General features: G+C 70.9%; 15 protein-coding genes. 8 read left to right on the top strand and 7 right to left on the bottom strand.

The window, feature by feature from the left end; all coding sequences use genetic code 11:
- Positions 1-134: 134 nt before the first annotated feature.
- Positions 135-1,130, bottom strand: a complete 996-nt coding sequence (locus ACYVLJ_RS46110; RefSeq protein WP_451973286.1) for a LacI family DNA-binding transcriptional regulator — start codon at positions 1,128-1,130, stop codon at positions 135-137.
- Between the two features lie 250 nt (positions 1,131-1,380).
- Between ACYVLJ_RS46110 and ACYVLJ_RS46105 the strand changes: the two genes are divergently transcribed.
- The 6 genes from ACYVLJ_RS46105 to ACYVLJ_RS46080 all read left to right on the top strand — a co-directional run bounded on the left by ACYVLJ_RS46105 (position 1,381) and on the right by ACYVLJ_RS46080 (position 8,181).
- Entirely contained in the window at positions 1,381-2,679 is a 1,299-nt protein-coding gene (locus ACYVLJ_RS46105) for an ABC transporter substrate-binding protein (RefSeq protein WP_460443464.1), read from the top strand.
- 4 nt (positions 2,680-2,683) lie between these two features.
- Positions 2,684-3,673, top strand: a complete 990-nt coding sequence (locus ACYVLJ_RS46100) for a carbohydrate ABC transporter permease (RefSeq protein ID WP_451972047.1) — start codon at positions 2,684-2,686, stop codon at positions 3,671-3,673.
- Complete coding sequence (locus tag ACYVLJ_RS46095) at positions 3,670-4,527, top strand: carbohydrate ABC transporter permease (protein WP_460443463.1); 858 nt, start codon at positions 3,670-3,672, stop codon at positions 4,525-4,527. The genes ACYVLJ_RS46100 and ACYVLJ_RS46095 overlap by 4 nt, the downstream gene beginning before the upstream one ends.
- On the top strand, positions 4,524-5,936 hold the full coding sequence (locus ACYVLJ_RS46090) for a GH1 family beta-glucosidase (protein ID WP_451972041.1): 1,413 nt from the start codon (positions 4,524-4,526) through the stop codon (positions 5,934-5,936). Before ACYVLJ_RS46095 ends, ACYVLJ_RS46090 begins: the two co-directional genes overlap by 4 nt.
- A 101-nt stretch (positions 5,937-6,037) precedes the next feature.
- Positions 6,038-7,804 (top strand): IlvD/Edd family dehydratase, encoded by a 1,767-nt coding sequence (locus ACYVLJ_RS46085; RefSeq protein ID WP_460443462.1) that lies wholly within the window; start codon positions 6,038-6,040, stop codon positions 7,802-7,804.
- A 74-nt stretch (positions 7,805-7,878) separates the two neighbouring features.
- Positions 7,879-8,181 (top strand): DUF3040 domain-containing protein, encoded by a 303-nt coding sequence (locus ACYVLJ_RS46080; RefSeq protein WP_451988421.1) that lies wholly within the window; start codon positions 7,879-7,881, stop codon positions 8,179-8,181.
- Positions 8,182-8,200: 19 nt separating this feature from the next.
- Here ACYVLJ_RS46080 and ACYVLJ_RS46075 read toward each other — a convergent pair whose 3' ends face one another.
- Positions 8,201-9,328, bottom strand: coding sequence for an NAD(P)-dependent malic enzyme (locus ACYVLJ_RS46075; protein WP_460443461.1), 1,128 nt, complete (start codon positions 9,326-9,328; stop codon positions 8,201-8,203).
- A gap of 61 nt (positions 9,329-9,389) precedes the next feature.
- Between ACYVLJ_RS46075 and ACYVLJ_RS46070 the strand changes: the two genes are divergently transcribed.
- Positions 9,390-10,022, top strand: coding sequence for a uracil-DNA glycosylase family protein (locus ACYVLJ_RS46070; RefSeq protein ID WP_460443460.1), 633 nt, complete (start codon positions 9,390-9,392; stop codon positions 10,020-10,022).
- On the opposite strand, the gene ligD (ACYVLJ_RS46065) is transcribed toward ACYVLJ_RS46070, so the two are convergent.
- From ligD (ACYVLJ_RS46065) to ACYVLJ_RS46050, 4 genes are all read right to left on the bottom strand, one after another.
- Positions 10,015-10,878, bottom strand: a complete 864-nt coding sequence (gene ligD / locus ACYVLJ_RS46065) for a non-homologous end-joining DNA ligase (RefSeq protein WP_460443459.1) — start codon at positions 10,876-10,878, stop codon at positions 10,015-10,017. The genes ACYVLJ_RS46070 and ligD (ACYVLJ_RS46065) overlap by 8 nt on opposite strands.
- Positions 10,875-11,819, bottom strand: a complete 945-nt coding sequence (ligD, locus tag ACYVLJ_RS46060; RefSeq protein WP_460443458.1) for an ATP-dependent DNA ligase — start codon at positions 11,817-11,819, stop codon at positions 10,875-10,877. The genes ligD (ACYVLJ_RS46065) and ligD (ACYVLJ_RS46060) overlap by 4 nt, the downstream gene beginning before the upstream one ends.
- An 11-nt stretch (positions 11,820-11,830) precedes the next feature.
- The gene (gene ku / locus ACYVLJ_RS46055; RefSeq protein WP_451988426.1) at positions 11,831-12,742 is read right to left on the bottom strand and encodes a non-homologous end joining protein Ku; all 912 of its coding nucleotides are present in this window, start codon (positions 12,740-12,742) and stop codon (positions 11,831-11,833) included.
- Positions 12,743-12,848: 106 nt separating this feature from the next.
- The gene (locus ACYVLJ_RS46050; RefSeq protein ID WP_451988427.1) at positions 12,849-13,046 is read right to left on the bottom strand and encodes a hypothetical protein; all 198 of its coding nucleotides are present in this window, start codon (positions 13,044-13,046) and stop codon (positions 12,849-12,851) included.
- 190 nt (positions 13,047-13,236) lie between these two features.
- Between ACYVLJ_RS46050 and ACYVLJ_RS46045 the strand changes: the two genes are divergently transcribed.
- On the top strand, positions 13,237-13,446 hold the full coding sequence (locus ACYVLJ_RS46045) for a hypothetical protein (protein ID WP_451988428.1): 210 nt from the start codon (positions 13,237-13,239) through the stop codon (positions 13,444-13,446).
- Positions 13,447-13,452: 6 nt separating this feature from the next.
- Here the strand turns inward: ACYVLJ_RS46045 and ACYVLJ_RS46040 are convergent, their stop codons facing one another.
- Positions 13,453-14,184 carry an ANTAR domain-containing response regulator gene (locus ACYVLJ_RS46040; RefSeq protein WP_451988429.1) on the bottom strand — a complete coding sequence of 244 codons (732 nt, stop codon included), beginning with the start codon at positions 14,182-14,184 and terminating at the stop codon, positions 13,453-13,455.
- Positions 14,185-14,304: the final 120 nt, after the last annotated feature.

Genomic DNA, 14,304 nt, shown 5'->3' with positions numbered 1-14,304 from the left:
CCAGCCCCTCGTGCACGCTCCGCACTCCGGAAACGCCGTTTAGCGCCGAAGGCGTGCATTCCGGATCAAGCCCACCCGCACCGCCGATCGTGTCGACCCTTCCCGCACGGAAGTCCGGCGTCCGGCCGACACGGTCAGCTGGAGGCGCGGACCGCCAGGGAGACCGGCAGTATCTGCTGCCGCGGCTTCAGGCTCTGGTCGTCCAGCAGCTGGATGAGGGTTTCGACCATGGCGTGGACCTGCTCGCGGGGGTCCTGGTGGACCGACGTCAGGGGCGGGTCCATCGCCGGGGCGAGGGTGGCGTTGTCGTCGAAGCCGACCACCGCGACGTCGTCCGGGATGCGGCGGCCGGCCGCGCCCAGCACGCGGAACGCGCCCACCGCCATCATGTCGCTCGCGACGAACACCGCGTCCAGGTCGGGACGGCGGTCCAGCAGGGCCGTCATCGCCGAAGCCCCGCCGGACAGCGTGAAGTCGGCCTCTTCGACCAGGTCAGCGGGGTCGAGCCCGGCGTCGAGCAGGGTCTTGCGCCAGCCGGCGAGCCGGTCGATCGGGGCGCTCTGGTCCTGCGGCCCGGCGATCGTGGCGATCCGGCGCCGCCCGGACGCGACCAGGTGCTCGACGGCCAGCCGCGCGCCGCCTTCGTTGTCGAAGTCGACGACGTGGACGCCCCGGCGGATGCCGGCCGCCTGGCCGCCGAACACCACGGGGATGCGCAGCAGCCGCAGCGCCTTGGGCAGCGGGTCGGCGCGGTGCGGCGCGAACACCAGCGCGCCGTCGACGTGCCCGCCCTCCAGGAACCGGACGGTCCGGCTCAGGTCCTCGCGGATGTCGCTGAAGATCAGCACCATCTGCCGGCCCACGTCGGCCAGCTCGCGGTAGCCCGCGCGCATGACGGCGGCGCGGTACGGGTCGTCGAGCAGCCGGGACTCGGGTTCCGAGAGCACCACGGCGACCGCGCCGGTCCGGCGGGTGACCAGCGACCGGGCCGCCTGGTTCGGGGAGTAGCCCAGGTCACGGGCCGCGGCCAGGACCTTCTCGCGCGCCGTCGCACTGACGTACGCGTCGTCGTTCAACGCGCGTGACGCCGTCGACCGCGACACGCCGGCGAACGCCGCGACGTCCTCCAGCGTCGGCCGTTCTTCATCCCCTGCTCGAGGCCCCACGCCTACCGCCCTCAATCACCACGACCACCCGGACGACCACAGCTTAACCGTCACCCAGGGCGATGTCCGGGAGCGCTCCTCGGAGGAAACACTCCGGTCACGACCTCTTGACACCGGTGAAGGCCCCCACCAGACTCTGCGACACCTGGGAGCGCTCCCAGTCGGGCTCCCAGCAGTGAGAGCGCTCATTCCCGTCAACAAGGTGGTTGGACACGTGAGAACGATCCGGAACGGCCTGGTCCTCGCACTGGGCATCACGATGACGGCGCTCGGCGCCACAGCCTGCGGCGGAGGCGGTGACGACACCCCGGCCGCGGCGGGCCCGAACGAGCACGTCGACCTGACGCTGTCGACGTTCACCGAGTTCGGCTACGAGGCACTCATCCCGGAGTACGAGCGACTGCACCCGAACATCAAGATCACCCACCGCAAGACCGGTCAGGGCGGCCCCTACCACCAGGACCTCATCACCAAGCTCGCCGCCGGCTCCGGCCTCGCCGACGTCGCCGCGGTCGAGGAGGGCCACCTCTCCGACGTCCTCGACAAGGGCTCGAAGTTCAACGACCTGAGCAAGGTCGGCCCCGCCGACGCCTCCCCCGACCGCTGGCTCGGCTGGAAGTACGACGCCGCCAAGACCAAGGACGGCAAGGTCATCGGCTACGGCACGGACATCGGGCCGCTCGCGATGTGCTACCGCAAGGACATGTTCCAGGCCGCGGGCCTGCCGACCGACCCCGAGGCCGTCAAGCCGCTGTTCGCCACCTGGGACAGCTACTTCCAGGCCGGGGCCGACTACTCCGCCAAGACCAAGAAGGCCTGGTTCGACTCGGCCGCGCAGAACTTCAACGCCATGGTCAACCAGCTCCCCCAGGGCTACATCGGCACGGACGACAAGCTCGCCGTCGAGAGCAACCAGGGCATCAAGGACGCCTGGACCAAGGTCACCGACGCCGTCGCCAAGGGCGAGTCGGCCAAGCTGACCGCGTTCAGCAACGAGTGGAACACCGGCTTCAAGCAGGGCGCGTTCGCGACGAAGGTGTGCCCCGCGTGGATGCTCGGCGTGATCAAGGAGCAGGCCGGCCCGGAGAACGCGGGCAAGTGGGCGGTCACCGCGGCCTTCCCGGGCGGCGGCGGCAACTGGGGCGGGTCGTACCTGACCGTGCCGACGCAGTCGAAGCACCCGAAGGAAGCCGCCGAGCTGGCCGCGTGGCTGACCGCTCCGGAGCAGCAGATCAAGGCCTTCCAGGCCAAGGGCACGTTCCCCAGCCAGGTCAAGGCGCTGTCCGACCCCACGTTGCTGAGCCAGACCGACGCCTACTTCGGCGGGGCGAAGGTCGGCGAGCTGTTCGCCGAGCAGGCCAAGAAGGTCCAGAAGCCGCAGTACAAGGGCCCCGGTGACGGCCAGATCCAGGAGAACGCGTCCAGCCCGGCCCTGCAGGCGGTCGAACAGGGCAAGTCGGCGGCGGACGGCTGGCAGCAACTGGTCGACGCGGCGAAGAAGATCACGCGCTGAGCTGATGACGGTCATCGACAAAGTCGCGCCGGAAGGGAGCAAGGCCGGGGAGCGAACGTCTCCCCGGCCCACCTTCCGGCACAAGCTGAGCCGGTGGGACGTCAAGGTATCGCCGTACCTCTACGTCGCGCCGTTCTTCATCGTCTTCGGGATCGTCGGGCTGTTCCCGTTGCTCTACACCGCGTACGTCTCGCTGTTCAAGTGGAAGGCCGGGGACGACGACCCGGACTTCATCGGCCTCGACAACTACAAGGAGCTGTTCGGGGACGGCCAGTTCTGGAACGCGCTGACCAACACGATCAGCATCTTCCTGCTCTCCAGCATCCCGCAGATCATCATCGCGGTGCTGCTGGCGGCCCTGCTCGGGGCCCGGCTGCGCGGCGCGACCGGCTGGCGCGTCGGCATCCTGCTGCCGTACGCGGCGAGCCTCGTCGCGATCGGCATCATCTTCGCGAACCTGTTCGGCCCCAAGTACGGACTCATCAACGGCGTGCTGCAGACCCTCGGGCTCGACCCGGTCGACTGGCAGGCCAGCCGGTTCGGCAGCCACGTCGCGATCGCGATCATGGTGAACTGGCGCTGGACCGGCTACAACGCCCTGATCGTGCTGGCGGCCATGCAGGCCATCCCGAAGGAGCTGCACGAGGCGGCGCTGATCGACGGCGCGGGCACCTGGCGCCGCTTCTTCAACGTCACGCTGCCGCTGCTGAAGCCCACGCTGATCTTCGTCACCATCACCTCGACGATCGGCGGCCTGCAGATCTTCACCGAGCCCAAGCTGTTCGACGCCCTGCCGGGGTCGAACAACGGCGGTTCCAGCAACCAGTTCCAGACCGTGACGCTGTACCTCTACCAGTCGGCGTTCGAGAACTACAACCTCGGCTACGCCTCGGCGATCGCCTGGGTGCTGTTCGTGATCATCGTGCTCATCGCGCTGGTGAACTTCTTCCTCACCGGCCGGCTGGCCCGCACCCCGGCGGTGAAGAAGAAATGACGACCCTCCAGAGTGGCCTGCGCAAGAGAGTCGCCACGCTCGGCAAGCCGCGCAAGGCGACCTACATCGTGCTGGCGATCTTCGTCCTCGGCTCGCTGTTCCCGTTCTACTGGTCGTTCCTGGTGGCCAGCCGCGACAGCGGGATGCTCACCGAGCGCATTCCCCCGTTCCTGCCCGGCGGCAACTTCTTCGCCAACGCCGCGCGGGTGTTCGACACCGTGCCGTTCTGGAAGGCCCTCGCCAACAGCGTCATCGTGTCCGGCACCGTCACGCTGACCACGGTGCTGTTCTCGTCGCTGGCCGGGTTCGCCTTCGCCAAGCTGCGGTTCAAGGGCCGCAACGGGCTGTTCGTGTTCATCGTGGTGACCCTCGCGGTCCCCACGCAGCTGGGCATCATCCCGCTGTTCATCGCCATGTCGAAGCTCGGCTGGGCGGGCGGCCTGCAGTCGGTGATCGTGCCGAACCTGGTCACCGCGTTCGGCGTCTTCTGGATGCGCCAGTACACAGTGGACGCCCTGCCGTACGAGCTGATCGAGGCCGCGCGCGTCGACGGCTGCAGCATGATCCGGATCTTCTGGAACGTCTGCCTGCCCGCCGTGCGCCCGGCCGCGGCGATCCTCGCGATGTTCACGTTCATGATGTCCTGGAACGACTTCCTGTGGCCGCTGGTGGTCCTGGACGCGGGCAACCCGACCGTCCAGGTCGCGCTGGAGAAGCTCCAGAGCGGCTACTACGTCGACTATTCGCTGGTGCTGGCCGGCACGACCCTGGCCACCATCCCCATCCTCATCGTCTTCGTCCTCCTCGGCCGCCAGATCGTGGCCGGGATCATGCAAGGTGCCGTGAAAGGGTGAACATGTCCGTACATCCCGACAGCGTTCGGGCGGAGACAGCCTGCGAGTTCCCGCCCGGATTCGTCTGGGGCGCCGCCACCGCGGCGTTCCAGGTGGAAGGGGCCACCACGGCCGACGGTCGCACCGACTCGGTCTGGGACGTCTTCGCACGCCGTCCGGGTGCGGTCGTGGGCGGCGACACCGGCGACCCGGCGGCCGACCACTACCGCCGGTACGCCGAGGACGTCGCCCTGATGCGCAGCCTCGGCCTCGGCGCCTACCGGTTCTCCCTGGCCTGGCCGCGCGTCCGGCCGGACGGCGGCGCGCCGAACGCCGCCGGGCTCGCGTTCTACGACCGGCTGGTCGACTCGCTGCTCGAAGCCGGGATCCAGCCGTGGGCGACGCTCTACCACTGGGACCTGCCGCAGGTGCTGGAGGACCAGGGCGGGTGGACTTCGCGCGAGACGGCCTACCGGTTCGCCGAGTACACCGAGACGGTGCTGGCGCGCCTCGGCGACCGCGTCGCCAGCTGGTCGACGCTCAACGAGCCGTGGTGCGCGGCGATGCTCGGCTACGCGGGCGGCATCCACGCGCCCGGCCGCACCGACCACCCGGCCGCCGTCGCCGCCACGCACCACCTGCTGCTCGGGCACGGGCTGGCGATGGACATCATCCGGCGGCACGCGCCGGGCGTCCCGGCGGGCATCACGCTGAACCTGTACCCGGTCGCCCCGCACGACCCGGCGAACGTCGCCGACGTCGCGGCGGCCCGGCGCATCGACGGCCTGCAGAACCGGCTGTTCCTCGACCCGGTGCTGCGCGGCGGCTACCCGGACGACCTGGTCGCCGACCTCGCGCCGTTCGGCCTCGGCGACGTCGTCCGCGAGGAGGACGCGGCGATCATCGCGGCGCACGTCGACTGGCTGGGGGTGAACTACTACCGCGACTACCGCGTCGCGGGCCGGCCGGTGCCGGGCAGCGAGCCGGCCGGCCCGGAGTGGGTCGGCGCGGGCGACGTCCACTTCGTCCCGGACCCGGCGGCGCCGCGGACCGACTCCGGCTGGGAGGTCCAGCCGGCCGGGCTCACGGAGTCGCTGCTGCAGGTCCACCGCGGGTACCGGCAGGTGCCGCTGTACATCACCGAGAACGGCGCGGCGTACCCGGACGTGGTGGGCGAAGACGGCGACATCGTCGACACCGACCGGGTGGCGTTCCTCGACTCCCACCTGCGGGCGGCGCACGACGCGCTCGCGGCCGGGGTCGACCTGCGCGGGTACTTCTACTGGTCCCTGCTGGACAACTTCGAGTGGGCCGAGGGGTACGCGAAGCGGTTCGGCCTGGTCCACGTCGACTACGCGACGCAACGCCGGACGCCGAAGCGCAGCGCCCACTGGTACTCCCGGGTGATCGGGCAGAACGGCCTCGGCTGACCAGGCCCGGTCGTGGGTGTCCAGGGCGGTCCCACCCGCCCTGAACACCCGCGACCGGCCAGGGCGTGCATTCGTCCGGCCGCGTTGACAGACTGGCCGGTATGGGACTGCGCAGCGAAGCTTGGTTCAACAACCCCGCCGACCCCGGGATGACCGCGCTCTACCTCGAGCGGTACATGAACTGGGGTCTGACCAGGGAAGAGCTGCAGTCCGGCAAGCCGGTCATCGGCATCGCGCAGACCGGCTCGGACCTCTCCCCCTGCAACCGGCACCACCTGCGGCTCGCCGACCGCACGCGGGAGGGCATCCGCGAGGCCGGCGGGATCGCCATCGAGTTCCCGGTGCACCCCATCCAGGAGACCGGCAAGCGCCCGACCGCGGCCCTCGACCGGAACCTCGCCTACCTCGGCCTGGTCGAGACGCTCTACGGCTACCCGATCGACGGCGTCGTCCTGACCACGGGCTGCGACAAGACCACCCCGGCGTGCCTGATGGCCGCCGCGACCGTGGACCTCCCGGCGATCGTGCTGTCGGGCGGGCCGATGCTCAACGGCTGGCACAACGGCGAGCGCACCGGCTCCGGCACCATCGTCTGGAAGGCACGGGAGCTGCTCGCCGCCGGGGAGATCGACGACGCCGGGTTCATGGAGCTCGTCGCGTCGTCCGCGCCGTCGCCCGGGCACTGCAACACCATGGGCACCGCCTCGACCATGAACGCGCTCGCCGAAGCGCTCGGCATGAGCCTGCCCGGCTGCGCGGCCATCCCGGCGCCGCACCGCGACCGGGCGCGGATGGCCTACCGCACCGGGCTGCGGATCGTCGAAATGGTGCGCGAAGACCTGAAGCCGTCGGACATCCTGACGCGGGCGGCGTTCGAGAACGCCATCGTGGTGAGCTCGGCGATCGGCGGCTCGACCAACGCGCCCATCCACATCGGCGCGATCGCCCGGCACGTCGGCGTCGACCTGCCCCTCGAAGACTGGCAGCGGCTCGGGTACGCCGTCCCGCTGCTGGTCGATCTGCAGCCGGCGGGCAAGTACCTCGGTGAGGAGTTCCACCGCGCGGGCGGCGTCCCGGCCGTCGTGCACGAGCTGATGCGCCACGACCTGGTCCACGAGGACGCCCGGACGGTCAACGGCCGGACGATCGGCGAGAACTGCCGCGACGCCGAGGCCGGCGACCGGGACGTCATCCGCACCTTCGGCACCGCGCTCACCGAAGACGCCGGGTTCCTCGTGCTCAAGGGCAACCTCTTCGACGCGGCCATCATGAAGTCCAGCGTGATCTCGCCGGAGTTCCTGCGGCGCTACCTGGCCGGCGGGGTCTTCGAAGGCACCGCCGTCGTGTTCGACGGGCCGGAGGACTACCACGCCCGCATCGACGACCCGGACCTCGGCGTCGACGAACACTCGCTGCTCGTCATGCGCGGCACCGGCCCGCTCGGCTACCCGGGCTCGGCGGAGGTCGTCAACATGCGGCCACCGGCGGAGCTGATCAAGCGCGGCATCCACGAGCTGCCGTGCCTCGGCGACGGCCGTCAGTCCGGTACGTCCGGTTCGCCGTCGATCCTCAACGCCTCCCCCGAAGCCGCGGCCGGCGGCGGGCTCGCGGTGCTGCGGACCGGCGACCGCGTGCGCATCGACCTGGCCGCCGGCACCGCGAACGTGCTCATCCCCGGCGAAGAACTCGCGCTGCGGCACAAGGAGCTGGCAGAGTCGGGTGGGTACCCGGTGCCGGAGTCCCAGACGCCGTGGCAGGAGATCCAGCGGTCGATGGTCGACCAGCTCTGCGACGGCATGGTGCTGCGCCCGGCCGTGGCGTACCAGCGGATCGCGAAGTCCAAGGGCATCCCCCGCGACAACCACTGATTTTCCGTCGAAAGTGCTGCTTCGAACGGGCGTGGAGGGGGTACCCAGCCGGTAGCCGAGGCGAGGAGGCCGTCATGCTGCCCGAGCGAGAACGCCACGCGCTGCGCGAAATCGAAGCGGAGCTGGAGGCCAGCGACCCCGCGTTCGCCGCCGCGCTCAGCGGCCGCAGCCTGAGCGAAGCCCGGCGATGGCAGTTTCTGCTGGTGCTGTGCGACATCACCGCGGGCGTGATGCTCGTCGTCGGCCTCTTCGCCCGCGAAGCCGGGCTCGTGCTGTGGGGCACGGTCGCGGCGGGCGCGCTGGTGGCGTGGCACATCGCCCGGGCCGAATCGGTCCGCAAGTCCGCCCAGGACGGGACGACCGCCGGCTCGCGCTGACCCGGCGGTCCACTGTGGACTAACCCGCGGCCTTCGCCGCGCCGGCGACCGCGTCCGCCATCGCCGGCACCAGCGCCTCGTCGAACACGCTCGGCACGATGTGGCCCGCGTCCAGGTCGTCGCCCACCACGTCCGCCAGGGCACGCGCCGCCGCCAGCAGCATTTCGCCCGTGACCCGCGGCGCCCCCGAGTCGAGCAGGCCCCGGAACATGCCGGGGAACGCCAGCACGTTGTTGATCTGGTTGGGGAAGTCGCTGCGGCCGGTGGCGACGACCTCCGCGTGCTCGCGCGCCGCGTCCGGGCCGACCTCCGGATCCGGGTTGGCCAGCGCGAACACGATCGCGCGCCCGGCCATCGCGGCGACGTCGTCCGCCTTGAGCAGCCCACCGGTGCTGACGCCGATGAACACGTCCGCGTCGCGCACCGCGTCCTGAACGCTACCGGTGACCCCGCCGGCGTTCGTGTTCTCGGCCAGCCAGCGCTTCTCCCCCATGAGGTCCCGGTTCTGGTGCAACACCCCTTCGCTGTCGCAGACGACGATCCCGCCGGCCTGGTAGCCGGCCCGCACCAGCAGCCGCGCGATCGCGCTGCCCGCCGCACCGGCCCCGGCGATGACGACCGACGTCCGGTCCGGCTCGCGGCCGGTCAGCTTCAGGGCGTTGTTCAGCGCACCGAGCACGACGACCGCCGTGCCGTGCTGGTCGTCGTGGAACACCGGGATGTCGAGCTCGTCGTGCAGCCGCCGTTCGACGGTGAAGCACCGCGGCGCGGCGATGTCCTCGAGGTTGATCGCGCCGAACGACGTCGCCAGGTCCTTCACGGTCCGGACCAGGTCGTCGGGCTCGCGGCTGACCGGGCAGACCGGCCACGCGTCGACGTCCGCGAACCGCTTCAGCAGCGCGGCTTTGCCTTCCATCACGGGCAGCGCCGCGGCCGGCCCCTGGTCGCCGAGCCCGAGCAGGGCGGACCCGTCGGACACGATGGCGACGGAGTTGCCCTTGACGGTCTCCCGCGCGAGCACCGACGGGTCGCCGGCAACCCGCTTGGCCTGCTCGGCGACCCCTGGCGTGTAGTGCTCGGCCAGGTCATCGGCGTTGTCCAGCGCGACGCGGGTCGCGACCTCGATCTTCCCTCGGCTGCGTGTCATGGTCGACGGGTACCCAGCACGCCGCGTTTACCCGGTGCACGGGAGGGGAATCTCCCGGCTCATGCCGGATTCCCGCGAAGCCGAGCCACCGGACACCACCGACCTCGACCGGCTGCGGTCGGCGGCGTCCGGCTGCCGCGCGTGCCCCCTCCACCACGACGCCACGCAGACCGTGTTCGGCTCGGGTCCGGGCCGGGCGAAGGTCCTGGTCGTGGGTGAGCAGCCCGGCGACAAGGAGGACCTCGCGGGCGAGCCGTTCGTCGGGCCCGCCGGGAAGCTCCTGGACCGCGCCTTCGGGGAAGCCGGTTTCGACCGCGAGACGCTGTACGTCACCAACGCGGTCAAGCACTTCAAGTTCAAGCGCGACGAACGCGGGAAGCGGCGCATCCACCAGAAGCCGGGCCGCACCGAGGTCGTCGCCTGCCGGCCGTGGCTGCTGGCGGAGCTGCGCGCGGTGCGGCCCGGCCTGGTGGTGCTGCTGGGCGCGACGGCCGCCCAGTCGGTGCTGGGCACGAAGTTCAAGCTGACGGCCCACCGCGGCGAGCCGGTCGCCGTGCCGGACGACGTGGCCGAGCTGGTTCCGTCGGCGATCGCGACGGTGCACCCGGCTTCGATCCTGCGCTCACCGGACCGCGACGAGGCCTACGCGGCGTTCGTCGACGACCTCGAGGCCGCGCGCACCCTGCTCAGGTGAGCTGCTTCAACGCGGCCTCCGCCGAGGCCGCGTGCGCGGCCATGTCCCGCCACGGGTCCACCTTGCGGGCCAGGCGCTGCTTCTCCTTGGCCAGGTTCCACCCGGCCGGGTCGGCCTTGCCCAGCTCGCGCCAGTCCAGCGGGGTCGCGGCCGCCGCGCCGGGGCGGGCGCGCAGCGAGTACGGCGCGACGAACGTCTGCGCGTAGCCGTTGCGGTTGGCGTCCAGGAAGATCCGGTCCCCGCGCTTGTCCTTGCGCTGGGCCGTCGTCAGGCGGTCCGGGTCGCCGGCCGCGACCGCGTCCGCCAGCGCGCGGGACAGCTCCAGCACCACCTCGGTGTCCGACTTCGCGTCCAGGGGGGCCACCACGTGGAAGCCGCGGCCGCCGGTCGCCTGGACGTACGGCGTCAGCCCGGCCTCCTCGTACCGGTCGCGGATCTTCCGCGCGACCGACCGCAGGTCGGCGACCGGCGTGCCGTCCGGCGGGTCGAGGTCCAGCACCAGCCGGTCCGGCCGCTCGGGCGCGTCCACGGTGGACAGCCAGACGTGGAACTCCAGCGTTCCCTGGCCGACCAGGTATTCGAGCGTCTCGGCGTCGTCGCAGACCACGTAGTCGTCCGTGCCGCCCCCGCGCACCGGGACGCGTTCGACGCGGATCGAGTCCGGGAAGTGCTCCCCCGGGTGCTTCTGGAACCAGCCCTGCCCCTCGATGCCGTCGGGGAACCGGCGCATCGTCAGCGGTCGGTCGCGCAGGTGCGGCAGCATGACGTCGGCGACCGCCCGGTAGTACTCGGCGACGTCCCCTTTCGTGATCCCTTCGCCGGGGTAGAACACCTTGTCCGCATGGGAAACCTTCACGTTCGCTCCCGCACGACGTCCGCCGCCTTCTTGTCCTCGCGCACCCCGGCGAACCGCGGGTGCCGCAGCCGCCCGTCGCGCGTCCATTCCGAAAAGCCGACCTGCGCGACCAGCTCCGGCCGGACCCAGTGCGCCCCCGGTTCCCGGACCGCGCCGGCGAACGGCGAGCGCGCGGTCTCGAGTTCGGTCAGCCGGGCGTGCAGGGAGGCCAGCAGCCGTTCGTCGAACCCGGTCCCGACCTTGCCGGCGTACTTCAGCCCGCCGTTCTCGTGGTAACCCAGGAGCAGCGCGCCGAAGCCGTGCCGCGAGCCCTGCGGGTCGGTGAACCCGCCGATGACGAACTCCTGTCCCTGCGCGCACTTGAACTTCAGCCAGTCGGGTGACCGTCCGTGGTGGTACGGCGCGTCCGCCCGCTTCGCGATGACGCCTTCCCAGCCGCGCCGGCAGGCCTCGGCGTAGAACTTCTCGCCCTCTTCGTTCCGGTGCGCCGACAGCCGGAGCGGGTCGGCGAACTCGAACGCGTCGCGTAGTAACGCTTTCCGCTGCCGCAGAGGCAATGCGCTCGTGTCGCGGTCGTCGTGGTACAACAGGTCGAACAGGTAGTAGTAGACGCGCACCCCGGTCGCCCGGGCGCGGTCGGGGTCGCTCACGTGGATCCGCGGCTGCAGCGCGGCGAAGCTGGTGGTGCCGCCGTCGAACGCCACGATCTCCCCGTCCGCCACGAACCGCGGGCCGCCTTGGGCGGCGAGGGCTTCGACGAGCTCCGGGTAGGCGTTGTCCATCACCTTGTGGTTGCGCGAATACAGCGTCGGCGTACCGCCGTCGCGCACGCAGATGGCGCGGACGCCGTCCAGCTTGCGCTCGTAGATCCAGTCCTCGTCGGAGAACCGGCGATCGGTGAGCGTGGCCAACGTCGGTTCGCGCCAGCCGGGACCGGTCACTCGAGCTCCCTTCAGGACGCCTTGAGCGCCTTCTCCAGCTCGGCGCGCGTCATCTTCGACCGGCCCTTCACGCCCTGCTCGCGGGCGAGCTTGTCCAGATCGGACTTGGTCAGTTCCGAGAGGTCGGGCTGCTTCTTCCGGCCGCCTTTGTGCTTCTTCACGCTTCGGGACAATGCCTCGAACAGGTCGACGACGTCCGCCTCGGGTTCGGGCTGCTCCTCGTGGGCGATCTCCTTGCCCTGCTCCTTGGCCTTGATCAGCTCCTCGACGCGCTCGGAGTACTCGTCGCGGTAGTCCTCGGGCTTCCACGGCGCGGTCATCTCCTCGACGAGGGAAAGGGCCATGTCGAGCTCCTTCGGCCGCGGCTTGGGCAAGCTCGGCAGGCCGCCCATGACGTCCGCCGGCTTCCGCAGGTCCGCGACGAAGTGCAGGGTGTTGAGCACCATGACGTCTTCGCCGGCGCGGATCGCCGAGAGGTATTCCTTGCCACGCAGCACGAACTTCGCGATGCCGGCCTTCTCGCTGCGGTCCATCGCCCGCAGCAGCAGGCCGTACGCCTTGGCGAAGTCCTCCTTCGCGGGTTTGAGCCAGTACGTGCGGTCGAAGAACCACGGGTCGATCTCGTCCAGTTCGACGAACTGCTCGATGTCGATCCGCCGCGACCGCTCGGGCGCGATCTCGTCCAGCTCGTCGGGTTCGACGAGCACGTGGTCGCCGCCGCCGACGTCGTAGCCCTTGACGATCTCGTCCTGGCCCACCTCGTCGCCGGTCCGCTCGTTGACGCGGCGGTTGCGGATCCGGTCCGACGTCCCGCGCTCGAACTGGTGGAAGTGGATCGTGTGGTCCGCCACCGCCGGGTACAGCTCCACCGGCACGGTGACCAGCCCCAGGCTCAGCGCCCCGCTCCACACCGGTCTGGCCATGTCGACCTCCTCACCGCCAGCGATACCCGGCCGAAGATCCGGCGAAACGCCGTGGGCAAGGGTGAAGCCCGCCGGGACCGCGGTCTCGACGGGCTTCGTGGGCGGGTCAGGCGACTTCGCTGCTGCGGCCGCCGGGCCGGTGCAGGCCCAGCATCTCGAGCAGCTGCGCGCAGTCCTCCGGGTCCTTCGCCCGCGACGCGACGGCGAGCGCCGCCTTGTGCCGGGTCGTCTCCTGCTCGGCGGTGTCCCCGCCCTCGAGGAGGAGGTCCGCCACCGGCCGCAGGTCGTTCCGCTTGTCTCGCATGTTCGCTCCCCTCCGGCAATCCCCCGGTGATCCCTTCGCCGTCGGATTACCCCTTCTCACCCCTCGAAACACAAGAGGCACCGATCGGGTTCCCGGAGACACCCGACGCTAGGCCGAACGAGTGAATTCGGCCGGTTCCAGCGCCGGAACCGGCAAGGTAGGTGAGACCCACGTCACACCAGGAGGCCGGATGGGCACCCAGATCCGCATCAGCCGCGACGACGGATCGCTGCCCTGCGAAGTCTGCGGCTTCCCGACCATGCACGTGGCCCAGGTCGTCGCCGACGACGGGACCGTGCTCGGCCGGACGCTGGTCTGCACGACGTGCCAGCGCAGCCGGCACCGGCCCGACCCGCTGCCCGAGGCCGACGCCCCGCCCGACGAGGTGCCGACCAGCTGACCCCGTTCAGGCCGTGGTCGTCGCGACCGCGGCCACGAACTCCGCCGCCACCTCGTGGAGCTTCCGGTTGCCGTCCTGGGAACGCTTCACCAGGCGCTGGAACGCCTCCTCGGCCGTGATGCGGTGGGCGGCCATCAGGATGCCCTTGGCCTGGTCGATCACGGCCCGCGTCTCGAGCGCCCGGTTCAGCTGGTCGATCAGCTCGCGGGCGGCGAAGTACCGGCGCGCGCTGCGGAGCCCGAACACGACCGTCGCCGTGTACAGCTCGAGGATCTTCGTGCCCAGTTCGCTGAAGCCGTGCTCGCCGAAGCCGAACAGGTTGACGGCGCCGGACATGTCGCCGTCCACGGTCAGCGGCGCGGCCAGGAAACTGGCCACGCCCAGTTGCTCCGCCGAGGACACGAACTGCGGCCACACGTCCCCCACCGCGCCGACGCCGACGCGGACCGGCTGCCCGGTTTCCGCGGCGCGCAGGCACGGGCCGTCGCCGATCCGGTACTGCTCGCGGTCGAAGTTCACCGCCCGCTGGTCGGTGCTGGCCACCGTCTCCGGCTCGCCGTCGCGCACCAGCGTGATGCTCGCCATGTCGGCGCCCGGCACCACCTGTACCACGTGATCGCACACCGCCTGCAGCATCTGGCCGAGGTCGAGCTCGGTGTCCAGCATCGCGGTCAGCGACTCCATCGCGACCGTCACTTCGTCCAGCCGCGCGGTGAGCTGCTCATGGCCGCCCGTCATCCTGGTGACGCCCCTCATCTTTCGGTCAGGGCGCTCTAGACCAGGGAGGACCCGGGCGCGCGCCACTAGTGGGCCGCTAGCGCTTTAACGGGTCCGGCGCGAGATTACTGCATCCCGGTG

This window comes from Amycolatopsis stemonae, from assembly GCF_054781455.1.
The sequence above is the reverse complement of the archived record's forward strand: the minus strand, read 5'-3'. Positions and strand labels throughout refer to the sequence as shown.